We start from the raw sequence: 26,359 nt of genomic DNA, 5'->3' as shown, positions 1-26,359 counted from the left end.
CCCTATACTTGACGTTTGGTTTTCATATCATCATGTGTGTATGAGAAACAATAAAAAATAAAATAAGTAGGTGTAAGTATTAAACATCAGAGAGAAAGCAATAAAACAGATTGGAAGACATTTGCAATCAGCGGCGGATTCTTACTGCTCTTTGTATTAGTCTCCGTTATAAATCAAGAAACACTGGCAAAGTGGATCAGTGATTCTTTTTCATTTTCCGTAACCTATTTAGGTGCGTTTTGGCAGTTGCTTCTGCTTGCCACATTTTTAATTGGATTAGGATTGGCAGTCTCCAGAACGGGAAGAGTCCGGCTCGGTAATTTAGACAAGCCTGAGATCGGATATTTTCGCTGGATGGCCATGATCCTTTGTACACTATTAGCCAGCGGAGGAGTATTTTGGGCTGCAGCGGAACCTATGTACCACTTCTTAAGCACACCGCCTTTATTTGCTGAAGAGGGTGCTTCACTGGCCGATGCAGTGATTCCCGCATTGGCGCAAAGTTATCTGCATTGGGGCTTTTTAGCCTGGGCAATTCTTGGGTCTCTTACAACCATTATCCTTATGTATGCTCATTATCATAAGGGATATCCGTTGAAACCAAGAGCAATTCTGTATCCTATTTTTGGTGAGAAAATCTATAACAGCTGGCTAGGAACTTTGGCAGATGTGGTATCGATCATCGCCGTTTCTGCTGGAACAATTGGTCCTATCGGCTTCCTGGGACTGCAGGTGGGCTATGGATTGCATGCGCTATTTGACATTCCCAACACACTTGCCACTAATATATTTGTCATTCTCGTGCTGGTCGCCATAGCATCTGTTTCAGCCGCAACCGGTATCGAACGAGGGATACAGATGTTAAGCAGGATTAACGTCAGCTTAACGGTCGTACTAATGGTGGCCTTGTTAATTCTCGGTCCAACAATGTTTATCATTGATGCATTTATGGGAGCACAAAGCTTTCATATCCAAAATTTCTTCCGAATGACATTATATCGCGGTGATTACGATTGGCTCGGATGGTGGACCGTTTTCTTCTGGGGCTGGTTCTTGGGATATGGACCAATGATGGCCATTTTCATAAGCAGAATCTCAAGAGGGCGGACAATAAGAGACATCGTTATCGGGTTATCTGTCGTTGCCCCAATCGTGAGCAACTTCTGGTTCACTGTAGTCGGAGGCTCTGGCATTTTTCACGAAATGCAAAAACCAGGCTCCATTTCGAATGCCCTGAATGAGTCTGGTATGCCGGCGGCAGTCATCTCCATAATGAACCAGATACCTTTTGGGTATGCACTATCGATTGGCTTCCTGATAGTGACCATCGTATTTGTAGCTACGACTGCAGATTCCATGTCCTATACAGTTGGAGTTGCCTTGACTGGGAGCGATAATCCAGCCAAATGGATCCGTGTGTTCTGGGCACTCATCTTTGGCGCACTAGCAATCGTGTTATTAACCATCGGAGAGGGCAGCATTGGTACACTGCAGAACTTTATTGTTGTGACTGCTGTGCCGGTTTCACTGCTGTTATTGCCATCACTTTGGTTAGCTCCTAAAGTGGCACGGGAAATGCTACATGAGAACGAGAAAAAAGCAGAAATAACTGAATAATATCAAGCAGTTATTTCATTAATAAGCCAAAAGATCATTTGCAGCCTATGCAAGTGGTCTTTTCAATTTTAACTAATAAGTAAAGAAGGAAAATGAGACCGGATAGAAGGGTTACATAGCTTACTTGATTTTGAGAAAGTTAACAAAGAAAAATTATTAGGAAAAATTTAAAAGTGTTATCCTTACAAACCTTGTTTTAATCTTTTTAGATCCTATCTTCTTGCAAACGCGAACAAATGTTCTTATAATTATGGAGAGAGGAGGTTTTTAAGTTGGTTAAACGAAGGTTGTCAATAGAGAAAATAATTGACCTTTACAAAAAGGGAGAAAGCACCAAAAATATTGCCGAAAAAGCTGGCGTATCATCAAGATATATCAGGATGTTATTAACAAAACACAATGTTCAAAAAAGACCACGGGGAAGTTGGAAAAGGAAACATAACTTAAATGAACACTACTTCAAGAAATGGTCAAATAATATGGCTTACATTCTAGGATTTTTTTGTGCTGATGGTTTCATAGCAACAGATAACCAAACAGTAAGTATTTCACAAAAGGATAAGAACATATTATTAAGAATAAGAAATGAACTCCAATCTGAACAACCGCTGTATTACAATGAAAAAACTGGTGTATACATGCTGAATTTTCACAGCAAAGTAATGAAAGATGACTTAATTACACTTCACGGAATCACCCCAAATAAATCACTGACACTTAACTTCCCAAAGATACCCTCAAGATTTTTACCTCACTTCATCAGAGGTTATTTCGATGGAGATGGTTTTGTTAATTATGAAAGAAGAATTGTAAGTTTTGTTGGAGGATCAAAGCTATTTATGAGTAAACTAAAAGAAACACTCGATAATAGAGGCTTTACCACAGAACTACAACATTTTAATAACTGTTATAGATTATTTTTGACGGGCAGGAAGTCAATTAAATTGTTTTCAGAATTGATTTATAAGGATAAGGACATTTACTTAGAGAGAAAACATTATGAGTTCTGCAAAGAAAAGTTACCACTAGAAAAATTAAAAGATAATAAATTAAAGCGTACTAAGGCTGCAGTTAATTCCAGGAAAGAAAACTTGATAAGATTAGTTAATAATGGTGTTTGCATAGACGAAGCAATAATGCAGATTGGTATACAAAAATCCACCTTAACAAAATGGTTTAAAGATGATAAAGAGTTCAAAGAGAGATTTAATCATTGCTCATCTAATAAAAGGGGGTGAATCCCCCTTTTAACTTTTTTATTTTTCAAGTAGACATAACATATATTATAGGAAGTCATTCTAAAATAAACTTTTTCGTCTCACAACCAAAGAATACTACTAACATTGAGACGAAACAAAATTTTTATCCAGCTATTTATTAAAGCTTATTTACTCTCCTTATTAGTAAGTTTATAGCTCATTTTTAAAAATTTCTAATGATGTAACCGCCTAGCCATCTAAACTCTCAATCACTACAACTTCAGTTATAATAAAAATCTATAATTGAAAAAGTTTTGCATCAGGATCTTTCTTTTAAGATTTACATTTAATAAAGCCATAACTATACTACTGCCTCTTTCGTGTTGTCTACATATAAGTTTACATAACATTATTAGTAAATCTTTTACCTTCACTTGTGAAATCATTCTTTAGTCACTCCTTCCCTAATATTTCTCCTACTCTCTCAAAAATGAAAATGGATTGACCCTGGACAGCATTTATTTTACCCGGTTTCAACTGCCAGTCAGCTCCCTCTATATGATGTAAAACAAAAAGCCTTGCATCCATGGATACAAGGCTTATTCACGTTATGGTGTTTTAATAGGTTTCTTCTTCATGTCAGGAATTCTTACCTGGCCAAGTCCCAGCTCTTTTGCTTCCCGTTGCAAAGCTTTAAGCAAGCTGATGACGATTAATCCTAATATGATGGAAAATGGCAGTGCTGCTATGATCATGGTATTCTGCAACGCCTGCAGACCTCCGGAATACATTAAAACAAGAGCCGTTCCAGAAAGATAGATTCCCCATGTAATCTTGATTGGATTACTTGGGTTCTGTGATCCGTCCGATGTCATCATTCCCAGAACGTACGTACCCGAGTCCGCTGATGTTACAAAGAAGGTGATGATAATCACGATGGATAGAAGCGATGCTACCATTGGTATAGGATAGGTTCCTAATAGACCGAATAAAGATTCTGGCGGTGATAAGGAAGAAATCGAAAGCAGGCCTGTTAATTCGGTTGTGATAGCTGCTCCCCCAAATGTCGTAAACCAGATGAAACAAATAAGTGATGGCGCAAGAAGAACGTAGACAATAAACTCCCGGATTGTTCTTCCTTTGGATACCCGGGCAATAAACACCCCTACAAATGGAGCCCAGGCAATCCACCATGCCCAATAGAATATCGTCCATCCATTAATCCATCCACGAGCTTCTTCGTTCATTGGAGCAATACGGAAACTCATGTTTAGGAAGTTCTGGAAATAAGTACCGACTGTATCAACTAATAGATTTAAAATGAAAAGCGTCGGTCCAACTATAAATACGAATAAGAACAAAATGGCTGTGAGCCCCATATTGACATTACTCAAAATCTTAATCCCTTTCCCCAATCCAGTTGAGGCAGAGATGATAAACAGAACGGTTACAATCGCCACGATGATGGTCTGAACCCCTATGTTGGTTGGCACGCCGAACAGATAAGACAGTCCCCCGTTTATTTGCGAAGCCCCGAAGCCAAGTGTTGTCGCAACCCCTAAAATGGTGGCAATGACTGCAATGACATCAATCACTGTGCCGACAGCACCATCCGCATGCTTGCCGATCAGCGGGCGCAGCGTCTTACTGATTAAGCTTCTTTCCCCTTTTCTGAAGGTAAAATAAGCTAGAGCTAAAGCAATGGAACCATAAATTGCCCATGCATGGATTCCATAGTGAAAGAAGGTAAATCTCATCGCATCTTTCACACCCTGATTGGTTCCTGTTTCCCCTGTAGGTGAATTGATGGCAAAGTGGCTGATCGGCTCATAAGTACCATAAAAGAGTAATCCTACTCCAAGTCCTGCACTAAATAGCATAGCCACCCAGGTAGGTCGTGAAAACTCAGGGACATCATCCTGTTTCCCGAGCTTAATCCGGCCTATCGGGCTTACCAATAAGTATACACATACTCCAACGAACACAGTTACGATCGCTAGATAATACCAGCCAAAACTCTCTAAAATAAAGCTTTGAGCGCTGCTGGTTACGCTCTCCAAAAATTCCGGTACCATTACTCCCATGAGGAGGAGTCCTGTCATGATCGCTAATGATACATAAAAAACATTTGTAGCACTTTTCATATGTAATTAATAACTCCAATCTTTGTTGCATTTTTTTGGTGATTTAATGTAAAGCTAAAGGGGCTTACTCGGGATGGGGCACGTAGGAAATCAAAAACAATATTTTACTATATCGAATAACTATCATTCTCCCGCTTCCATTCATTCGTTTTTGGCACAGAACCTTTTAATTATATCCTTTTTCCTATACCCTCTTCAAAGTTCATATGAAAGTAATATCTAGCATTTAAAGCTTTTGAGATATAATAACTATGAAAAATACTTGCCTTAGGCCAAAATACTCTATAATAGTTCTATTTCCGCTAGTAGTGTTATAATTTTTCGACTCTTTTGTAAATATTGTAAATAAGAATTCAACCTTGTGTACTCTTATAAAAAAACACTCACAGGTATTTGATAATTCAAAACCTGTGAGTGTTCTACTATAAAATGGTTGAACATATGATTATTCCTTACCCATTAGCTTAGCAGAGAAATTTGTTCATCGGCTGCCTGCTTTATTAGGCAAGTACCTCGTTTTCTGCCTGGAAACTATTAAGCAACGTTCGCACTTCATCCGTTGACTGTGTCTCCATCAATTGATTTCTTAACTCACTTGCACCTCGGAATCCTTTTACATAGATTTTAAAGAATCGACGAAGAGCAATAAATGGTCTTGGTTCTTCTTCCGTTGAGTACTTGTCATAAAGATCAAGATGCAAACGGAGAAGATCCAGCAATTCCTCGCTGCTGTGTTCTTTCTTTTCTTTTTCAAATGCGAATGGATTATGGAAGATGCCTCGTCCGATCATGACGCCATCAACGCCGTATTTCTCAACCAGTTCCAATCCGGTTTGACGATCAGGAATATCTCCATTGATTGTCAATAGCGTGTCTGGTGCTACCTCATCACGAAGTTTTTTGATTTCGGGGATGAGTTCCCAGTGTGCGTCCACTTTACTCATTTCCTTTTTAGTACGAAGGTGGATAGACAGATTAACGATGTCCTGCTTCAACAAATGTGTAAGCCAGTCGCGCCATTCATCTACCTCTGTGTACCCAAGCCTGGTCTTCACGCTTACAGGCAGACCTCCCGCTTTGGCTGCTTGAATGAGTTCAGCTGCAACTTCCGGGCGGCGGATAAGACCTGAGCCTTTTCCGTTCCCTGCCACATTCGCTACAGGACAACCCATGTTAATATCAATGCCGCGGAACCCTTCTTTAGCCATTCCGATACTCATTTCACGGAAAAATTCGGGTTTATCTCCCCATATATGAGCCACAATCGGCTGTTCATCTTCTGTAAACGTCAAACGCCCGCGTACACTTTGGCGGCCATTCGGATGGCAGTAGCTTTCAGAGTTTGTAAACTCAGTAAAAAACACATCCGGGCGGGCTGCTTCACTTACGACATGACGAAAAACTACATCCGTCACATCTTCCATTGGTGCCAATATAAAGAACGGTCGTGGTAACTCACGCCAGAAATTATCTTTCATATCATCATTCATTCCTCTCATTATCAGGGCATCAAAAAAACTTGATGTCACTCCAATAGTAAAAAGCAAAGATGTCGCTCCTTCTTTGCTTCTTTTCTTTTACACTTATACCATGCTTCAGCACTTTTTATCAACTGTAAAAATTTTCGATCAATAATCCGGCAGTCATACCCATTGTAACCGAAACACCAAGGACCTCAGGCTGATGGGAATAAATCTATTCCAAGGCAAGAGATGTCAACTTCCTGTCACTTTTATTCGTGCTGATATAAGGTAAACAAAAAGACGGTAAGGACCATTCCTTCACCGTCTTTTTCAATACAAATACTTGTAAATATAAACTAAAAACTTATGAGTGCAACTAACTATTCGATATTAAATCCACCATGCATACCAGCATCTTCATGTCCAGGAACGCTGCAGAAAAATTTAAATTCGCCTGACTCGTTGGGGATAAACTTAATCTTTACCGTCTGGCCGGGATTTGCATTCATATGAATATATTCTGCCGCTCCTTCAGTGCCATGATCATCATCGCCATGTCCACCACTTGCTAAAGCTTTTTTCACTCCGAAAATTTTCTCGATAAAAGATGTATTTGTAGGATGATCTGGCATGTCATCCATATAAGTGATGTCCACATCTAATTTTTTCGCTGTTAGATCATGGAATACTTCACCTTCATTTTTTAGAATTAAAGTATATTCCTTTCCTTCTTCAAGCGTAATGGAAGAAGGTGTATATTCCATTTCCACGGCACTAACTTCAATGATGTTATTGTTATCGGATGGATTTTGTGTATTGTCATGTGATGTTTCATTTTCATGCGTGTGCTCTTCTCCTTCATGGTTCTCATTATTAGAGTGAGAATCATTTCCACTTGCACACCCTGCTAGTAAGCCTATTGCAAAAATAGTACTTCCAAATAATTTCATTTTATTCAATCCTATTCACCTCGACAAAAATAGTTTTTTTATACTACTTTAATCGTAACATAGATTTACCTTGGTTTCATGGAAACTCTGTTATTACTTATTTCCTGTGTATACAAAAAGAGTAGGATATCTTTAAGAATTCCCTTCTATTAAAAGATATATCCATGTGGAGCAAATCTCAAAAAAATAAACGGTAAATTTTTGAGAGCATGAGGAAGAGAAAGCTAATCGTAACAACAAAGAGAGCCAAGTCCTTTTAAAGGGCTCGGCTCTCTTGTCTTCACCAGTAATGCTGCTTTGAAGTAACTGTTTTATTGTTCCAGCTTTCTCTTTAGCCGGTCATATTCTTCTTCGGAAATTTCTCCTTTTGCTAAGCGGTCTTTTAGTACTTCTAATGACTTATTATTAGAAGAGGGCGGAGTGTGATGTGTATTTCGTTTTCTCATCATCATAAATACCATCACTAACACCAAAATAATCAGAATGCCCCAAAAACCAAATCCAAAAAACCCGCCGCCCATTCCTCCTCCATTCATCATAGTCAATCTACTCCTTTTTCTGTTTTATATAAACTGCTTTATTTTTATCCTTATACCCACATATGTATCTACCTATGCACTTAAAACACAGGTGATAGCCGTATCCTTTTACTGTATATATAGTAAAAATAGTACCCATTTAGCTTTATTGAACTATGGATATGGCACTTTATATCATTACTCCATTTCGAGTGAAATAAAGTGTCTATTACACTAAAAAATTTAGTAGCTTTTATTTAAATAAATAATTATAATAAAAAAAGTTAGAATTTAATTAATTGGAGGAACATCAGTGGAACAACTTTCAAAAACTTGGCAAATCATTTGGTTCCCTTATTCAGCGTATATTATGTATTTTCTAGGGGTGGGGTTGATTTCCGGAGGAATCGTTCATATGCCGCTGGAACCGGTACGATATTCAGTGATTTTAATTCTCGGTGCCATTTTGTTTGTAACAGCTTCGTTCATTAATGACATATATATTGAGAAAAAGAAATTGAACCTCAATCAAATTATCAGACTTCTGTTTTTCTCCTTGCTGCTGTCCTTAGGTGTTGGCATGGTAAGTGGTGGCATTCAGCATTTTGGTGATTTAGGTGGTTATGCCGTTATATTAATTCCCACAGGGATTGTTGTATCACTCCTGAGCTTCATTTTAAAAAACAATATTTCTTTAAACAAAAGTCAAATTTCTCTGGTTATTACAATGTTATTCTTACTAGTATCTCCCCTAGCTTTAGGATTAAATTGGTATGTTAATGAAAGTAATCCCCAACATCAAGAAGATGACCACGGGCACGGTCACTAAAATATGTGGAGTCAGGCTACTCAGCCTGGCTCTTTTTTCTGTTTGAAAATGGATCTTAGAAACGAAACCGCTGCAACCAGTCTATTAATAGGTTTATAAGTGTAAAGGAACGCCTTTTTTCCTTTCATTCCAGTTTCATAAAAGTTTAACAACTAACAAGTTGGGAATTCTTTAGATATGTATCTATATATTGCAGAGGCGGTGCTAACATGAATAAACAAGTTTCCAACACGGATATTGATGACCTGTTAAAACGGTTAGAAGATGATTATATTAAAGCTTTAGATTCAAATGAATGCAGTACGGTAGAAGGGTTTATACAGCAATTCCTGGATGATTCCTGGGAATACAATCAAAGCAACATTGATATGATCACTTCGGTGATGAGCCGTTATACTAAAGGTGAACTCAAAAAAACTACTTTTAGTGAATCCTTTAGTCGTATGGTGAACCACTTGCAGAAGAAGTTATCGAAACTTGATGCAGATAAAGAATACCCGTTAATTCATTCTGATCTTGGTGCATCCGTTCTAGTTTCTTTTGTAGACGGTTTAGTAATTCAATATTATATAGGAGTATATAGTGCAGGGGACTTAAAGAAACTTTCTTCTCAATTAAAACAAGTCGTCCTCAATGCTCTCAAAACACCTATTATGGATTAAGCATTATTACTTCTAATTCAACAAAATCGTTCCTGCTTGGAAACACAGATAGTAATCACACAAAAAACCTGGCCTTCTAATGGCCAGGTTTTCTGTTTCAGTTGGTGATTGAACTGCGCTTCCGATACAGGCGTTTAGGTACTTGCTTTTGCCTTTAATCTTGGAACTTGATATACCGCCTCCCAAATAACTCACCAATTTAAAGAATTAAAAACAAGCTAAATATTCTTCACATCCACTACTATTATCTTATTCTGACATTTATATTTTCCGTTTTACCGCCGGAACTGGAAACCACCGTAAGCCTTTCGTTGGCAGCAGTTGCCGGGCCTGCCCCTCTATAAACCCACTCACCGAGTGGATCTACGCTGGTTTTCCCTATCACTCGATTTTGGACCGGGTCACCAATATAAATGGTTATTTCCACCCCAGGACCAACAATAGTTGATGTTCCTTCCACGCGCCACTCCTCTTTACTTCTCCGGTAATCTGCACGGATCACGGAAACATTGTCAGGTACCGTTGTAATCGTGACGGTATCTTTGGCTGTTCCTCCTGGTCCTGTTGCACTGAGCTCCAAGGTAACTGGTTGAAATACTTTCGGATATATAAAAGAGGGTGTTACTGTATTTGCATCATTAAGAGTAACTGCCGGACCTGCCGTTTGTGTCCATGTATACTTTATGGCGTTCTGTGATCCGCTGCCATTGAGATTAACAACAGAACCCTGTTCAACTTCTTGATCAGCTCCTGCATCAGCCACTGGAGCTGGGGCCGAATTTAACACCGTTATAGTTACGGTACTTACCTTTGGACCGCCTTCACCAGTAACCGTCAATTGGAACACCAATTCCTCTACACCTTCTGTTTGAGGGGCAATAAATGATGGTGTTGCTGTGTCGATACCAGAAAGCTCAACTGAAATTCCTCCTATCTGCTGCCAGGAGTATGATTGAATCGGACCAGCTGAGTTGGTTCCATCCAGAGTCACAAGAGCACCGGACACGACCGTTTGAGAAACTCCAGCAAAGGCAGTGACTGGTATTGGCTTAAATGGTGCACCGGTTATTGAAACAGGTAGTGTAATGGTACCTCCATACGAAGAATTTAGCGTAACTTGGGATGGCGGATAATAGAGATCCGTCTTTACTAAGACTCCATCTGTTAGTTCACCAATGCCTATTGCCGTAACTATAGGTTTTACAGCTTTATCACTTGATTGGGCATTGATCGTTAATGTCTTATTATCAATATTATAGTCTGCTGTCGCTGTTATCTGATCGACCGGCTTAATTTTTTTGGTGCTGACAGGGGTATCTCCCGCATTTGTAACCGTTATTTCTGGAACTTCCCCACTGTAGGCTACTCGTGCAAAACATTGTCCATTTGCCCCTATCATGCGAACAGGGTCAATACCAACTCCAGAAACTTCAATCGATTGCTCCCCCTCCTCTGACGAAGCAAATACGTCTATCGTGCCCCCATCAGTTGACGTCCGGGAGTATATTGCCTTCTGTATATCCACACCGGCATTATCAGCAATTTTCCCTAAAAGTGTAAAATCTTTTATCTCAATACAATCCGGGTCTGGTGCAGCAGTTCCCGTTTCAGGTTCAACCTTCGTACAGGCGTTGGGAGAAAACGTTCCATTTGGACCAGCAGCGATACCAGGGCCCTCTACTCTAAAAACGTTTTGCGGCTGGCCTGTTTTTGCATCTATGAAAGGACTGCCAACGACAGGATGGAGAACATTTGGATCTCCGATATAACCTGGAGGAGCGGCCGGCTCAACTGCAGGATCCCATTTGAGGAATGGAGCAATCCGGCTGTTTAATGCTTCATGAAAGTCACCGCCGTTCATAGCGCCAATGTCTTCTGTATACCGGATTTCCCCTGAATTTTCAGGGTCTTTATCATCAGGATCAGCGACAATCCGGTCCACTCCATAAGGGTGGGTGATTGTATATTCTGCATTCGGCTTTAGCCCGAACATATAAAATCGCACACGGCCGAATACCAATTGGTCGCCGTCCTGCGGCACTTCATTCAGAAATGCTGCTTCAAACTGGAAGTTCCCAACAACCTTTTCACCTGTACCTGTTTCCATCTCGGCAGAAGCCCTTTGATAAAAGGATTCTGACGGGAAGTTAGAGGGGTATGAAATCGGTTTTGTTACATCAGGGATATCACCTGCTGCAAAACCGCAATATGGATCATCCTTATCTAAACAAAGTTGTAACCTTACTCCGTGTTCATCTTTATACCACACCGGAAAACCGTTGTCTCCACTGACAGGCCCGACCTTGGTGAGTTTTGATACTGCCTCGGTTCTGTCAGCAGATACAAGGAACAACCCTGAGCTCAATGCAAGCAACACACACAATCCAATTTTTAAGAGACGTTTCAAGGTTACCCCGTGCTTTACACTATACTTCACTATTACTACCTCCCCCGGTAGAAATTCACCAGTAATCAATCTTTATTTTTTGTCTTTTTCTTTTTGTCTTTCTCTTTTTTTACTTTTATGGAATTACTGAATTGTGATTCATTGCCATATCGATCAATCGCAGTGACACTGAATTCAACCGAATTACTATCTGGGAAGGTTGGTACGATAAAAAAGGCATCCTTTATTAATTCTTTATTTATCTTAAGAAAACGCTGTTCGAGATCCCGTTTTTGATAAATGTTAAAGCCAGCGATGTTATTACTTTCAGGCAATTCCCAAGTGATTGTTTTTCTGTCAGGACTGAACTTTACGTGCTTAGGTTTGCTTGGAAGCCGGTCTGGCAGCGGGCGAAGCTTTGTTTCCGGCTGGCCATGAATTCTGAATATACCCCATAGGCCTCCTTCAAGATACCTTCTAAGCTTCATCTCCCTGTATAGGTAATCCCCGGCAAAATTCATTAAATTGTCATTTTGTACAGGCATGATATCCAAAGTCTCCCCGGGTGTCAACGATCCTTGACTGGAGACCAACTTGGAAGTTGGATCAGTCCATTGATAATGCCAGCGGTGACTGTGAAGGGTGAATACACTGCCCCTTGATCGATCAGCCGTCTGCATTACCCTAAATCTGATTGGATCACCTATATAGGCTTCAGGAATCGGTGTAGAAGGATCACCATGAATAACTGAGCTGAAGACCAAAGACTTATCTTTATTCTGGGCCAAGCGATGTCTAAATGGTTCAGATCGATAATTTATTCCTTTTTCCCCGCGGTCCTCTAAATCCCCGCTTTCACCGGTATTGGGATCTGCTTCCCCTGGTGTAGGAGGAGTTCCATCTTTCCCAATTGTGTAGAGACCATCAGAGAACATAAGGACTTGCTCCCTAAAGTCAGGCTGTTTTGGAACGATTATATCCGCGCGTGCTCCAGACCGCAGACTTTCACCAGTCGCAGGATCACGATATTGAGCCCCTTTAGGTTCTATAATGAGAGCACCATAACCTCCGTGCAAACGGTGACTGCGGATATCGCCATAATCATAAAGTATCGTGCCGCCATATTCCTTGTCAGCATACCAGGTGTATTGTATTGTCTCTCCAGGACCTATTGTTTGGTCATGGTTATAGCCAACGGTTGCACCATCAGAACCCTGCACATCATATTGAAGCATTTGGGGATGGAGGGATACACGGTTGGAGAAGTTCCATGTAACCTGTTTTGCCATAAGCAGGTCAGGGTCATTTTTGTTCTCTGGTGGATCCAATGGCAGACCATTTCGCAGTGTAACCTGAATGCAATCGCCTGAGTTAGCCCGAATGACGAGAGGTTCCGTCGGCTTTGTGTCGTGTTTAATCGCTTCTACATCTTCCGTTAAGGCGAACATCATGCCAAATGGGTCATGATCGCCCCATTCGTTATACTCTATTTCCTTTAAAAATGCAGTAACATCAAACTTTTTGACCGGTGCTTCTTTCGGGCAGAGACTTCCGGGATTATCGGCCTTTTTTGGTCGTTTTCCTTCTTTTTTCATCTTATTCATTTTTACTTTATCAACTTTTTCTTTCAAATTCTCACGGTCAGGGAGTTTAATCAGATTCTCTTTCTCCTCGCCCCAAACCCTGACGAATCCCCATAAACCGCTCCACAAGTCTTCTATTGGTTGGGAAGACCAAAGGTAATCACGTTGTTTGACTCCCACTGGATTCGGCTGAATATCCATTGTATATTGCTCTGAGGTGCCGATTGTTTGGGTAGAAGTAAGTTCTGTATTCGAATTATCCGGTTCTCTTTTCCAATTCAAACCATGCAAATTAAAGTTGTGCTGCGTCTCATGGGCACCTTGTATCAAACGAATCTTTACAGGATCGCCTGGGTAGGTGTCAATGATTGGTGTTTGAGGGTCTCCATGGACCCACGAACTAAATACATACGCGGGATCGTGACTGCTTCTTCTAAAAAAGGGTGCATTGGAATAATTGACTGCTGAATATCCATGGGCATGAATTGGATTGGAAGGATCGGCTTCCAACGGGAGCATTGAGCCGTTTATATCCCAAAGTCTTACAAAATCATGGTAAATGAGAACCTGTTCACGGAAATCGGGCTGATCAGGGGTAACAATAATGGCTTCGGTCCCAGAATTAACTTCTTTACCGGTATTCGGATCAAGCCATTTAGATCCTGGCGGTTCAACAATCAAAGCACCAAATGTTCCATGGAAACCTTTTTCCCCCGCAGACATATGGTCATGGAACAGTATATTTCCTTCTTCATTGGCATACCAGCGATAGCGAATCTTTTCTCCTGGCCGTACCCCCTGATTGTAGTTCCATCCTACTGTGGTTCCATCAGACCCAAGTGGATCAAACGCCGCAAAATGAATATGCATAGATAATGAGTTAGGTTCCTCTGCCTCATAAAGGTGGTTATCCAGGGTTACTTCTACACAATCTCCAAGATTTGCACGTATAACAAGTGGACGCGGCCTCATTTCACCGCTTAGTATCCTTTCTTCATTCTCTTTTAAAACGAACATGCGTCCTTCAGCGTCATAATCGCCAGCATTGTTATAAACGATCTTAGTTTCAATCCCTGAGACCTCATATGTTCTGAGAGGGGCATCTCTAGGACATCGATCAACATTCGGCGCCCCCGGCTTAAGGCTCTTAAACACAGCTTTTTCTTCATCAGTAGGTGGACGCAGCTCAGGGTCGGGCGATGTAGGCGGACGTTGACCAACCTCTCCTGGAATATAAGCAGGGAAGCCTGGGTTCTCTTCATTTGCAAGAGGCGGTGACTCTTTGTCCTTCAAAGGAAGCAGTTCCGGTTGAAGCGTGTCAAATACCCTCATTATCCCCCACATCCCCTCTATATAATGAGGGAAGAGGTGACAATGCCATAAGTAGTCACCGGCAGCACCTTTACCATCCAGTACATAACCTGCTCCGAATTTGATTTTTACTGTCTGAGCATCTCCAATATTCACCGTCTCGGAATCAACTGTCTCTGTTTTTCTAGTGTCACTTTTCCATCGATGCCCATGTAAATGGAAGACATGGTTTTCCTCCCCGCCCGACCCAATGATTTTAAATTGTACGGGATCTCCTACATACGCAGGTGTAATAGGAGTTGCAGGATCTCCGAAAATCCAGGAAGAGTAAAACATGGTCGTGTCCTCTCCATCTTCTGTAAGAGCATTTTTAACCCGTTCATCAAGAGGTTCAGCCCTTAGGTTTACTCCATATAGTTCTTTTACACCCTTCTCATCTTCTTGGTCCTGTTCTATTTCTCCTTCACCGGGTAGACTATCCTCTTGTTTCTGAGGTTTGCCTGGTACTACCGAAATTCCATCATGAAAAAACAGAGCAAATTCTCGGTAGTCAGGCTCACTAGGGTGTTCAATAACTGCATAAAGCCCGCTTTTTAACTCTTCTCCTGTTTCCGGGTCGGTCCAAATCGCTCCCTCAGGCTCCACTATCAATGCCCCGAACAGCCCGTTACCCAAGGTACCCTTCCCGCCTGAAGGATCTGTGAAATAAGTATAATCCCCTCCATTAGAAAAATAGAAAGTCCCTTCTTCCGAAGCATTCCAAATGTATTCCACTTCGTTCCCAGGCTCTGCCGTAGAATCAGGATTATACCCAACAGCAGTTCCATCTGAATTTTTCACGTTATAATCAACACCCTGTATTTGAATGGAAGCATTCTCTCTAAGCTCGTTTGTGAATGTCACACTGATGCAGTCACCTTTGTTAGCCCTTATGGTTAAAGGCTGAATTTCTTTTACCGGTTTCCCAGGGCTTCTTTCTACTGCTTGTTTAATACTTTCTACATCTTCCTTGAGAGCATATAGTTTCCCGTTTGGATCATGATCTCCAAAATTGTTATAAACAATATCAACTTCAAAAGCTGCAATATTAAAATGCCTTGTCGGAGTTCCTTCATTGCAAACTGACTCACCTTTTTGAATATTGGCTTTAACCGGTTTAGACACAGTAGCTTTTACTTGGGTTGGAAGAACTGCGTCCACTTGAGATAGCTTTTCTGTATCTGCTTCTACCTCCATCTCTTTAGCCGGTCCTTCTGAATCTGTTGCTTTTTGAGAGGGTAATTGAACAACGAGCACCACGGCGGCAATTATTAATGCCACCAAAGACACAAAGCTTATTAGCAGCGTAGAAATTGAAATTCTTTTTTTCAAGTTTTCCCACTTCCTCTGCGTCATTTTTTATCCGGCTTAATCAATTCTTTTTAATTTAATATCCGGAATATTTAGAGTCAGGCGGTCTAACTTTCTTTAAACAGAGAGGATATTTACAATTACACATTCTGACGTCCTCAGATCTTAGACAAGAAGGGGCTTTATATTCAGCTGCTCCGGTTAAAACCAAACATCCGAGCATTCTCACCCTCTTCACTAAATTGTGACGGTAAGTACCCATGCATTAGTAAAAAGAAAAGAAGCCAAGTAGGTCAGTGAAGAATCTAGTGTCATAAAGCGAATGCTTAGTGCATAAAATAATTTGTAAATATTTTACAATTAAAGCGATTACGAATTTGCTGGGTATATTGACGAAAGGCTGGTGTATAAGCAGGGACTCCCTTTTCGTAAGAAAGGGCAGGGAAATGAGAGGAAGAGCCATAATTTTCAAAAAGCTGCTGACTTGCTGACATAGTAGTAATATTAGGTGGAAAGGCATCTCCTCCTCAGAAAGAAACGGAATGAAAGCAATGTCTTCCTGAGGGCCCATCAGCCTGTTAGATGGAGGGTTAATATTGTCATAATAAAAATTTGTATCTGCTTGGGGGACTCGACCTTTTTGTTTCATCTGGTCGAATTGAACGGCTGTGAACCTAGCCGCAAATATAGAAAGCCGGAGGTTCATCTTGGGGGATTATTGCTGCATTTACTGTATTTCTTTAAATTGTGGATTTACAGGTTTTGAAATTTCTGCCTAATAATCTTTCTTTAATCCATAAAAATAGGAGTACCACTGTTTTCTGTATTAAATGTCTTCATTTGTTCAGTGTGTCACCGGAAATTAAAGTACTGTAAATAATGCCCTTCACTTCAGACAATTGTTTTTTGAAGACACATGAAGGCATATTACTTGCAGTTACGATACCTTACCCCCTATATTTACAAAACTCTCGTCTGTTTATGAATTAATTGCATTCACTTATTTAACCGTCTAATCCAAAACTTTGCTCACACTCCTTTTAGACTACTTTGTAATAGTTAATTTCTATTCATACTCCATTTTGAAAATGCCCTTTTTCCTGTGAAATTTTCCAGCATACTAAGATGCTTTCAAATCCATGAAAAAAATGGCAAAGCTGTTAACCAGCATTGCCACTTTCACCTAATAATTCATTTCCATTTTATCCGAGTTATGCAAAAATGTTGATTAGATACTCAAGGGCCCTCAATCATACTCTGGTTCATCTACTTTTGTTATTTCTATTCTTTAGATTGCTTACCTTCCCGTTTATCATCTTCTTTATTATTCTTGTACTTAATCCTGCTGATTTCCCCTGTAACAGCGTCAACTCTGACCTCTGTTTCACCTGAATCAGTTTGCAATTTAAATTTATATTCAATTTTTCCATGTTCAAATTCTTTTTCAACCTTTATTACGGTTCCTTGGATTTCCCTCAAAGCCAAGGTTTCTGCTTCTTTCACGGTAATCTCACTGGCACCTCCAGTCTTCATTCCACTACTGTAGTGACCCTCATTTTTGTAAAATGTTTTCTTATGCTCCTCATCCAGTTCAATCTCCAGGTGTTCAAATTTTCTTTCGTTATCACTTAACTCTTTTACGAATGTTTCATTTGATTGTGTTTTCTTTTGAGACACAGAATCGACTATCATGCTATTTCCCGCTGTAAAGGCAACAATACCTCCAAGCAAAATAAACGTTAAGATGACTAATAAAACTGCCTTTTTCATCACATTGATTCCCCTCCCCCGTCTAACCATTTCAGATTTGTTTCATTAGGAGCAACCTAGAAATCTAAATAGTGACTGTAAAATTTGACAAACTAGCTTTAAGAAAGATAAATCAATATCAATCAACATGTCTTAATGATCATCTGCAACCAATTCTCTGGTCAATTCCTTAACTTCTTATAAAGTACTTCCTAAAGATCTCCCTTACATTCAAGGTAAAAACCAGCAATAAAATCAAAATAGTGATACCAATATTCTGGACCATAGCTATCTTTCAACCGATATGGAATTCTTGGCTTCTAACAAACATATTCCATAGTTATTCATCCCCTTTTCAGCAAAGAACTTAGGTCCATGAAACTTTTCTCGCCTTTAAAGCCATATTTAAGCCTGAAGTATCTGCAATGATTCTATAAGAAATTTCTCCACATGAAATAAACACTTTATTCAATCTTATGACTTCCAGGGTCGTACCACTGGATTAGCTTTGCAGTCTATTATGTTTTCCGGTTATTTCCACTTAAAAAACTTCCCCAAAAAACATTCAGTAATAGTGAATCCAAATGAATTTCCTTAGGCTGTTCTCTAGTCAAATCTTATTTACTTAATGATCATTTGTGATAGAGAAATAGCGGAGAACATAGTTTGCCAGAATACCATAACTAACAAACTCCTAAAAAAGATGGATCGCAGGCGGATCAATTGCCGGCTTTACGTTCCCATTATGGGACAACTGCCCCTACTTCCATGGGAGACGAAAGGGCAGTAGACTCAAAAAGGGAATTCTTGTGTCTAACTTCGAATAGCCGCTTCCAAGGGGGAAGCGGCTACATTTATATGATGGGGCCAAATGCCACGATCAATAATCCTTTATATGTCTCCATCTTGCTTATAGACTGCATATACACACTCCTATCGTGAAGAGCATGTACCCAAGCTAGCACTTTGCCGGAATATCTCCCTGTATGATTTATAATTATTTATTACATAGAACATTTAACCGCTCTGCTCTATTCAGGTTGATTGTCAAATTCACCTTCTAACTCGAATGGTGAGTAAATGCTGTCATATTTCACTACAGTTACCATGCCATTGTTTGCATGAACCAGGTCATGACAGTGCAGCAGCCAATGTCCCGGGTTATCTGCTTTAAAGATGATTTCATAGCTTTCACCCGGCTTCACATTGATCAAATCCTTTACCAGTGGCTTATCCAGTTTTTCACCGTTTTTTGAAACCACTTGAAAATGGTGGCCATGGAGATGCATAGGATGGTCCAGCATGCTGTCATTTGTCAGATTCACTTTCACAACGTCCCCTTCATTGACCTTAATGTTTTCTGTATCTGGAAACGTCTCATCGTTGATGGTAAACTTCATTCCGCCCTGCATCATTCCCATACTGACTCCTAAGTCCATGTTATATTCCAGATCAGGTGTAACGTCCTTATCGAATAATTCTTTCATCTCACCATATTGTGAAAAGGATAATACGCTTGAATCTGGTTTCTCAGCGGTAAGTCCTTCTCGGTTCCCAGAAACATATACTGGTATTGTCAACTTGCCATTGTCTCCTGTTTCTTCTATTGTCCATGAAGAGTTTCCTGATTCAAATTCCACATCAATTCTTTCTCCTGGAGCTATTTCGAGCAGTTGATTCGTTTCTGCTCCCTCCTTCACTTCATTCCCATCATTCGCCACCATTTTATATGTCTGACCATTAAATGCCAGAGTTCTTTTCGCATACCCTGCATTGATCAGCCTCAACCTTACCCTTTCACCTTCTCGTACTTCTAGTGGCGTTACAGCACTCCCGGACTTCCCGTTCATGGATAAGGTGCTATACATCATATTGGTATCCATATCACCTTCACCCATATCGCCGTTCATCATGCCCCCCATCATATTACCCATATTTCCCATCATGCCTTCACCGTCAGAGCCATCAAGAGCCCACTCATCAAAAATCAGCACTTTGTCTGTATCGTATGTCTTCTCTGTATCTTCAACGATAAAAGCACCATACAATCCCTTATCCACCTGGTTGGAGCTTTGTTGATGTGAATGATACCAATAGGTTCCCTCTTCTTTCGCTTGGAATTCATACGTAAAACTTTCCCCTGGCTGAACAGCATTTTGCGTGATACCGGCTACACCATCCATTGGATTTGGCAGTATCACACCATGCCAATGAATAGTAACGGGTTCAGAAAGGTGATTTTCAAGCTTCACCTTTAAATAATCTCCTTTTTTTACCCTGATTTCTTCACCAGGGACTGTGCCGTTATAAGTCCACGCCTTTATCGTTCTGTTTGCGGAAATTTCCCAGTCTTCCTCGGTTGCAGAGATTGTGAATTCTTTTTGTTTTTCCACCTTTTCGGTATTTGATAATTCCGTAATACTTGTGTCCCCTTGTTTTCGTTCATCATCACTGCAAGCGGAAAGTACCAGGACAGTGAGTATGAAAACAATGAATTTTTTCATCATTTAATCCATCCTTTCTATTTCTAAATACCCCCACCCCTAAGAAAGAAGCCAAAAAAATACTCCTTCGGGAAGGTTAACTTACCAAAGGAGTATACCCACCAAATATGAAAAAAGTTTGCACTTAATAAATTAATGAGAAATCACCTTGATTATTACATATTAAACATCCATTTTTTCAACCATTCAGGAAACTAAATGTGTTCTATAGCTCTTCAGCCTTCCAGAAAAAATCGCTAAAGACCTCGGCAAAAGCCCTAGTAGAGTTTCTCAGCTCCTCCATGGTATTGTCGATACCGCCAAACTCCAGCAGCATCGCTCTATCGGTTATATCTTGATTGTAAACACCGTTGCCGTCATCCTTACCTTTTATGAATACTCCTCTGCTTATACCAGGATATTTCGCTTCAAGCTCTTGATGAAGTTTCGTCGCAAAATGAAGGTTTGCTTCATAGTTTTTGTTTTCTTTTCCAACTATGAAAAATAACCTTGCGAAAGATTCCCCCCCAATCGTTATCGTGGTGATCTTCTTAGGCTGTGAATCTCTATGGATATCTATCAAGTATTTAATCTCTTTTCCATTTGTCATCACTTCCTGCACATGTTCCCTTGATAAAATATAAGAATGCTTGTAATTCCAATTACGGCTATTCAGCTCCTGTGTGATGTTTAAAGTATTATGCTGGACTCCAATCCCCTTGTTATTCAGCTCTTCTTTTAGCATGCTGCCGACTGAAATTACATTGTGTTTCGGATTCGTGCTTGCCGCATCGTTCTGACCCTCACCCATTAACGGTTTAAATGACTCCCAGCTATGAGAATGATAGATGAACACTGAGGCCTCCTCAACACTCTCATTACCGGAATTTTCATTTCCATGCTCAGCAACATCTTCCTGCTCTAAAAGTGCTTCGATTGGAGGCGGTGACTCAATAGGAAGTGTGGTGAGATCTGTACCTAGTCCAGCAACCGCAATTTCTGTATTAAAAAATGAAAAACCCGGTATTTCTTTCCCTAATAGACTGCTTAAATCATTGTGTTTTATCTCAGTCAAAATATTGAAGGCAGCACTTAAATAGGTATCGGTCGCTTCTCCATCATCTATATAGAATTCTGACTTGAAATGGGGGATTTCAAACGCCAGCAAATCCATCAATAAATGATGGGGAATCGTGTTACCCGGATTCTTCAACACGGAAAAGTACATAGAATGTTTTAGGTTTGTCGAAGATATAAGAAAGACAATGCTAAATAGCAATGCTAGCACTAATAGGTAGATTGCAAATATATTTCCACTCCTAATTATCGACCAAATGGAATTGCGATTTTTCATCATGAGTATAACCTCTCTTTCTCAATTACTATTATGAATATGAAAGAGAAGTCCCTGATAGAATGACGCATTGAAAATAAGAGTTTTGCAATAGTAGAAAAGTTCGCTGCAGATAAACAAAAACGGTTATAACGGTGTATTCCACCGATGATATAGCCCTAATGCTATAGCTGCTGATGTGTTTCTTATCAGATTATAAAGTGTAAATTCTAAAAAATGTGCGTCCTTTTTACCATGCCACCTTTTGAAACATTGCATAAAATAAAAAGCAGTTCAACCAGGGGCACTATCTAATCGTCCGCCTATGAACTGCTTTTTTATATCAGTTATATTATTATTATGATAGAAAATATACTAATATTACTGCACCCTAATAACATATGGGAATACAAAAACCTCACCATCAAACTTAAATTCTGCCCACAATTTATAAAGTCCTGGTTCCTCAAAGGTTGTCGCAAAGACAGGTTCCTTCCCTTCTAAAGGATGAACATGAAGATACTCTTGAGCATTTGAATCTACTATTACCACATGCCCTAATGCACCAAGGTATTGTTCGGAAACTTCTCCATTTAAGTCAAAGTTCAATTGTACCTCTTTTCCTGCCTTGAAAGAACTTGGGGTTAATGTGACTTGATGTCCGCTGTTGTTGATTGTAAAGTCGTCACTCTCTGTCAGTTTTGGTTGATGGTGCTCCCCATTTTGTTGACCAACTTTAAAAGGAATGGGTTCTACATGGTATTTTTTATTGATTGGTTTAAAATCAACAAACGCCTTGTAGCTTCCCTCAGTTAAATCATGGTCTGCCTCAAACATGCCTTCTGAAATTCTTTGGGGATGTAAGTGTCTGTATGTTTCCATGTCAGAACCGACAATGATTAAATGAAGTAATTTTTCATGGTTGATTTCTAATTCATTTACAGGTCTGCCGTCATTATCTTTTAAAGAAATGGTAATCGTATCACCTTCTGATTTTATATCAACATTGACTTCACTTTCATGCAAGCCTTCTCCATGCACTTCATCTGAGGCCGTTTCAGTTGATGCTTCTCCATGGTCACCATGTTCTTCAGATGTTGTATCTTTTTCATGATTTTCGTTATGTTCATTGGAAGCTTCATTATCCGGTTGGAATACCTGTGAATAGAGTGTATATCCCCCAACTACCAATAGCAGATATACAATTGCAGATACAGCCCACTTCTTCATCTTTCTCCACTCCTATAATTTTTCTCTTTGCAAACGAAGTGTTATAAGTATAATCGAAACCGCACAAAAGAGCCATAACTGCTTTGTAAGTCATGGAGGTTTTTTTTCAAAATAAAAGTTAAAAGAGCTGCACCTCCAAGGAAAAGCTGATCAGATGCCTAAAGAAAATGTATCTAAATAGACACATTTCTCACTTTATGGCCAGTCTTTTTCGGTAGTAACCCTGCGTATTACAGATACTCCTTGCTGTCGCCTTCACTAGCAGCCAGGAGATTGCCACCCAGATAATTAATGGTAACCATACCTCATTAACTACGAAACGTTTAACCTAATTTTTAATATCGTAGCCTTGATCATCGATCGTTTCTCTGATCTTGTCAACGGTTACGTCGGAGGGATGGAATTCAACTTCCACATTACCTGGTTCCAAATGTACTTTTACATTGTGAACTCCGTTTAAATTCCCGACACTTCCTTCAATCGCTTTTACACAATGACCGCATGACATACCATCTACTTGCAGCAAAACCTTTTCCATTTTATCCTCTCCTTATAATTTATTTCTTCATAAGTTTTTGAATGGAAACCAGCACTTCATCGAATACTTCAACATCTCCCGCCTGAATCCTTTCCAGTACACAGGTTTTCATATGACCTTCAAGTAAAATTTTTGCTACACTGTTAAGAGCCGATTGCGTTGCCGATATTTGTGAAATAACATCATCACAATAGGTATCCCTTTCAATGAGCCCTTTAATTCCTCTTATTTGCCCTTCTATCCGATTCAACCTTACAACCAGATTACTTTTCACTTTATCTGAATGGTGGCTTTTTCGATCTTCATCCGTTGCACAACAACTATCCGCTTTACTATTCTCGGGATTTACTGACATGTTGTGCCTCCTCTCAAACGATTTTTACGGTATTACATATCGCCTCACATAATCGATTGCTTGATTTCATCAAAGCCGATTCTCTTTAGAAACTTTGCAACTCCTTCTCGTTTTCTGCCCAATTCCTGATATTTAGCAAGAAACCTGTCTATATAGAGGTAAAGTTCTTCTGGCTCCAAGTTTTCGAAAAGCAAGGTGCCGGTTTCAGCGTCCTTTCCTTTTGATTTTCCTCCTACATAAAGATTGTACTTATCCTTGATTTTCATAATGCCGATATCATTGACCAGTGGCTCACCGCAGCCAACCGGGCAGCCTGTGTACGCCATTTTCACAGTAAAAGGTACTTCCTTACCAGCATTCCGCTCATTGACTTCTTTTGCGACGGGCATACCTTCTGCCAATTCTCCTTTACAGAAGTTACATGTTCGCAGGCTTTTTACTACGTTTCCTACTGGATAACACCGCAGTCCTGCTTCTTCAAATTCTTTGATTGCCTCTTCTGCATCATCTTTGGGTATTTCCACATATAATTGTTGAAACGTCGTTAATTCCAGTTCTACATCTTCAATACGATTTGCTATAATCATCAGCTGTTTACTTGTCAATTTAGCGCCGAACCCAATTCCCCCGTTCACCGCTACTTTTATTTTCTCAACCGGCAAAAATAACTCACCCTCTCCTCACTAAGATGTTTTCTCTAGCAACTCTTCATGACAGTGACAAGAAACTTCATGGTCCATTCCCAATGGTTCTAATCGCGGAACGACTTCATGGCATTTTGCTTCTTGGTGAGGGCACCGATGTACAAAAGGACAGCCTTTCATTTCTTGGGTCGCATCTACTTCTCCATCGAGGATAATTTGGTTCCGGTGCTCTATAAAGTAATTCAAATCTTTTACGACAGAAACCAGGGCCTTTGTGTATGGATGAGAAGGAGATTGAATGATTTTTTTAGTGGGGCCGATCTCTACCACCTTCCCTTGGTACATAACGGCAATCCTGTCACACATGTAACTGGCAGTCGTTAAATCATGTGTAATGAACATAATCGTCAAGCCCATCTTCTTTCTCAAGTCCAATAGTAAATTTAAAATCCCTGCTCTAACAGATACATCGAGCATGGAAGTCGGTTCATCCGCTGCAATGAATGTCGGTTTCAGAATGACTGCCCTGGCAATCGCGATCCGCTGTCTTTGACCTCCACTTAATTGGTGGGGATAGCGATACATAAAATCTTCTGCAGGCTTTAATTCAATCGACTCTATTGCCTCTTTTACTTTCTCTACCTTCTCCGAATAGGAAAGATGCTTTTCATGGGCATTTATCGGTTCCATTAATATATCAAGGATTCGCATGCCGGGATTTAAGGTATCATAGGGATCCTGAAAGATCATTTGCATTTTTTTTCTGATTTTGTTCGTTTCACTCTCATTTAAATTACATAGATTTTCGCCATCGAATTCAATCTCTCCTGAACTTTCCTTCATTAATCTCATGATCATTCTGGCTGTAGTGGTTTTTCCGCAGCCGCTTTCACCTATAATACCCAGTATCTCTCCACGTTTGATATCCAGGTTGATGTTATTGACAGCATACACTTCTTTCCTTCTCCGCTTAAATATCGGACCGGTTTTTTTAATGAATGTCTTTTGTAAATTTTTAATGCTGAATAATACGGAATTATCCACTCTTACTCTCCTCCTCTTCCAGAAAGCAGGCCGTATAATGACCTTTTTTAACTTCTTTTAGTTCAGGAGTTTCTGTTTTGCATCGTTCCATTGCATATGGGCACCTTGTTTCGAATCGGCATCCTTTTGGCGGCGTCACCAGGTTAGGGACACTGCCGGGAATGGAAATTACCTCCTTGTCAGGATTTGCGAGGTCTGGAGTGGCTTTCAGTAATGCTGAAGAATAGGGATGCCTGGGATCCTTTAGTATCTCCTCAGTCGAAGCCCACTCTACTATTTTCCCTGCATACATTATAACGATTCTGTCGCAAATTGCTGTCACCATAGGAAGATCATGTGAGATGAGTATAACGGAAAGGTCCAATTTCCTTTGCAGGTCCTTTATCAGGGCTATGACTTGAGCCTGTGTCAAGACATCCAGGCCAGTTGTTGATTCATCGGAGATTACCAATTTAGGATTGCAGGCAAGGGCCATCGCTATTGCCACCCGCTGCTTCATTCCACCGCTGAACTCATGAGGATAACTCTTCCATCTTTCTCCATCTATCCCAACCAGTTCTAATAATTTTTTCACCCGGGTTTCCGCTTCTTTTTTACTTACATCTTCATGAAGAAATATTGCTTCCATTATTTGTTCACCAACGGTATAGACCGGATTAAGTGCATTCATTGCACTCTGCGGAATCACAGAAAGCTCCTTCCACCTTAAATCCGTAAGTTCAGAGTCTGAAAGTTTCATAATATCTTTTCCATTCAATTGGACTTCCCCAGAAACCACTTTTCCCGGATACTCTATCAAGCGGAGAATCGACTGAGCTACAGTCGTTTTCCCGCAGCCCGATTCTCCAATGATACCCAGCATCTCTCCTTTATTCACCGAGAAAGAAACGTTTTCCACTGCTTTTGCTACTCCTTTTTCTGTCTTGAAGTAGGTTGACAGATTCTCAACTGATAATAAGGTATTCATTGAT

The 26,359-nt window shown here is 40.1% G+C and carries 19 protein-coding genes; 4 read left to right on the top strand and 15 right to left on the bottom strand.

All coding sequences use genetic code 11. The features are described from left to right. The first annotated feature begins 126 nt into the window (after positions 1-126). Both V1502_RS09320 and V1502_RS09315 read left to right on the top strand, forming a co-directional pair. Positions 127-1,617, top strand: coding sequence for a BCCT family transporter (locus V1502_RS09320; protein WP_409254317.1), 1,491 nt, complete (start codon positions 127-129; stop codon positions 1,615-1,617). A 272-nt stretch (positions 1,618-1,889) separates the two neighbouring features. Beyond that, positions 1,890-2,855 (top strand): LAGLIDADG family homing endonuclease, encoded by a 966-nt coding sequence (locus tag V1502_RS09315; RefSeq protein WP_409254075.1) that lies wholly within the window; start codon positions 1,890-1,892, stop codon positions 2,853-2,855. A gap of 569 nt (positions 2,856-3,424) precedes the next feature. On the opposite strand, the gene V1502_RS09310 is transcribed toward V1502_RS09315, so the two are convergent. The 4 genes from V1502_RS09310 to V1502_RS09295 form a co-directional block, all read right to left on the bottom strand. Then, complete coding sequence (locus V1502_RS09310; protein ID WP_409254074.1) at positions 3,425-4,960, bottom strand: BCCT family transporter; 1,536 nt, start codon at positions 4,958-4,960, stop codon at positions 3,425-3,427. 500 nt (positions 4,961-5,460) lie between these two features. Continuing rightward, positions 5,461-6,438: a tRNA dihydrouridine synthase gene (locus V1502_RS09305; protein ID WP_409254316.1), complete on the bottom strand. Its 978-nt coding sequence runs from the start codon at positions 6,436-6,438 to the stop codon at positions 5,461-5,463. 365 nt (positions 6,439-6,803) lie between these two features. Further along, a complete protein-coding gene (locus tag V1502_RS09300; RefSeq protein WP_409254315.1) occupies positions 6,804-7,373 on the bottom strand; it encodes a plastocyanin/azurin family copper-binding protein in 570 nt (189 codons plus the stop codon). Positions 7,374-7,684: 311 nt separating this feature from the next. Further along, the gene (locus tag V1502_RS09295; protein WP_409254073.1) at positions 7,685-7,912 is read right to left on the bottom strand and encodes an SHOCT domain-containing protein; all 228 of its coding nucleotides are present in this window, start codon (positions 7,910-7,912) and stop codon (positions 7,685-7,687) included. A 292-nt stretch (positions 7,913-8,204) separates the two neighbouring features. On the opposite strand from V1502_RS09295, the gene V1502_RS09290 reads away from it, so the two are divergent. Both V1502_RS09290 and V1502_RS09285 read left to right on the top strand, forming a co-directional pair. Next, the gene (locus tag V1502_RS09290) at positions 8,205-8,720 is read left to right on the top strand and encodes a hypothetical protein (RefSeq protein ID WP_409254072.1); all 516 of its coding nucleotides are present in this window, start codon (positions 8,205-8,207) and stop codon (positions 8,718-8,720) included. Between the two features lie 209 nt (positions 8,721-8,929). Beyond that, entirely contained in the window at positions 8,930-9,382 is a 453-nt protein-coding gene (locus tag V1502_RS09285) for a hypothetical protein (protein WP_409254071.1), read from the top strand. Positions 9,383-9,626: 244 nt separating this feature from the next. On the opposite strand, the gene V1502_RS09280 is transcribed toward V1502_RS09285, so the two are convergent. From V1502_RS09280 to V1502_RS09230, 11 genes are all read right to left on the bottom strand, one after another. Continuing rightward, the gene (locus V1502_RS09280; RefSeq protein ID WP_409254070.1) at positions 9,627-11,819 is read right to left on the bottom strand and encodes a PKD domain-containing protein; all 2,193 of its coding nucleotides are present in this window, start codon (positions 11,817-11,819) and stop codon (positions 9,627-9,629) included. Between the two features lie 35 nt (positions 11,820-11,854). Then, positions 11,855-16,033, bottom strand: coding sequence for a multicopper oxidase domain-containing protein (locus V1502_RS09275; RefSeq protein WP_409254069.1), 4,179 nt, complete (start codon positions 16,031-16,033; stop codon positions 11,855-11,857). A gap of 1,260 nt (positions 16,034-17,293) precedes the next feature. Next, positions 17,294-17,782, bottom strand: a complete 489-nt coding sequence (locus tag V1502_RS09270; RefSeq protein ID WP_409254068.1) for a PepSY domain-containing protein — start codon at positions 17,780-17,782, stop codon at positions 17,294-17,296. A 1,010-nt stretch (positions 17,783-18,792) separates the two neighbouring features. After that, positions 18,793-20,265, bottom strand: a complete 1,473-nt coding sequence (locus V1502_RS09265) for a multicopper oxidase domain-containing protein (RefSeq protein ID WP_409254067.1) — start codon at positions 20,263-20,265, stop codon at positions 18,793-18,795. Between the two features lie 205 nt (positions 20,266-20,470). Further along, complete coding sequence (spoIIP, locus tag V1502_RS09260) at positions 20,471-21,601, bottom strand: stage II sporulation protein P (RefSeq protein ID WP_409254066.1); 1,131 nt, start codon at positions 21,599-21,601, stop codon at positions 20,471-20,473. 357 nt (positions 21,602-21,958) lie between these two features. Next, positions 21,959-22,807 (bottom strand): hypothetical protein, encoded by an 849-nt coding sequence (locus V1502_RS09255; protein WP_409254065.1) that lies wholly within the window; start codon positions 22,805-22,807, stop codon positions 21,959-21,961. Positions 22,808-23,135: 328 nt separating this feature from the next. After that, positions 23,136-23,345, bottom strand: a complete 210-nt coding sequence (gene copZ, locus V1502_RS09250) for a copper chaperone CopZ (RefSeq protein ID WP_409254064.1) — start codon at positions 23,343-23,345, stop codon at positions 23,136-23,138. A 19-nt stretch (positions 23,346-23,364) separates the two neighbouring features. Continuing rightward, positions 23,365-23,700, bottom strand: coding sequence for a metal-sensitive transcriptional regulator (locus tag V1502_RS09245; RefSeq protein ID WP_409254063.1), 336 nt, complete (start codon positions 23,698-23,700; stop codon positions 23,365-23,367). Positions 23,701-23,744: 44 nt separating this feature from the next. Next, positions 23,745-24,362 (bottom strand): nitrite reductase, encoded by a 618-nt coding sequence (locus V1502_RS09240; RefSeq protein ID WP_409254062.1) that lies wholly within the window; start codon positions 24,360-24,362, stop codon positions 23,745-23,747. A gap of 21 nt (positions 24,363-24,383) precedes the next feature. Beyond that, positions 24,384-25,388: an ABC transporter ATP-binding protein gene (locus tag V1502_RS09235; protein WP_409254061.1), complete on the bottom strand. Its 1,005-nt coding sequence runs from the start codon at positions 25,386-25,388 to the stop codon at positions 24,384-24,386. Continuing rightward, on the bottom strand, positions 25,381-26,355 hold the full coding sequence (locus V1502_RS09230; protein ID WP_409254060.1) for an ABC transporter ATP-binding protein: 975 nt from the start codon (positions 26,353-26,355) through the stop codon (positions 25,381-25,383). Before V1502_RS09230 ends, V1502_RS09235 begins: the two co-directional genes overlap by 8 nt. Positions 26,356-26,359 lie beyond the last annotated feature (4 nt).

It is taken from the genome of Rossellomorea sedimentorum, assembly GCF_046237645.1.
GTDB classification, from domain to species: Bacteria; Bacillota; Bacilli; order Bacillales; family Bacillaceae_B; genus Rossellomorea; species Rossellomorea sedimentorum.
This window is presented reverse-complemented; position numbering and strand designations above follow the sequence as displayed.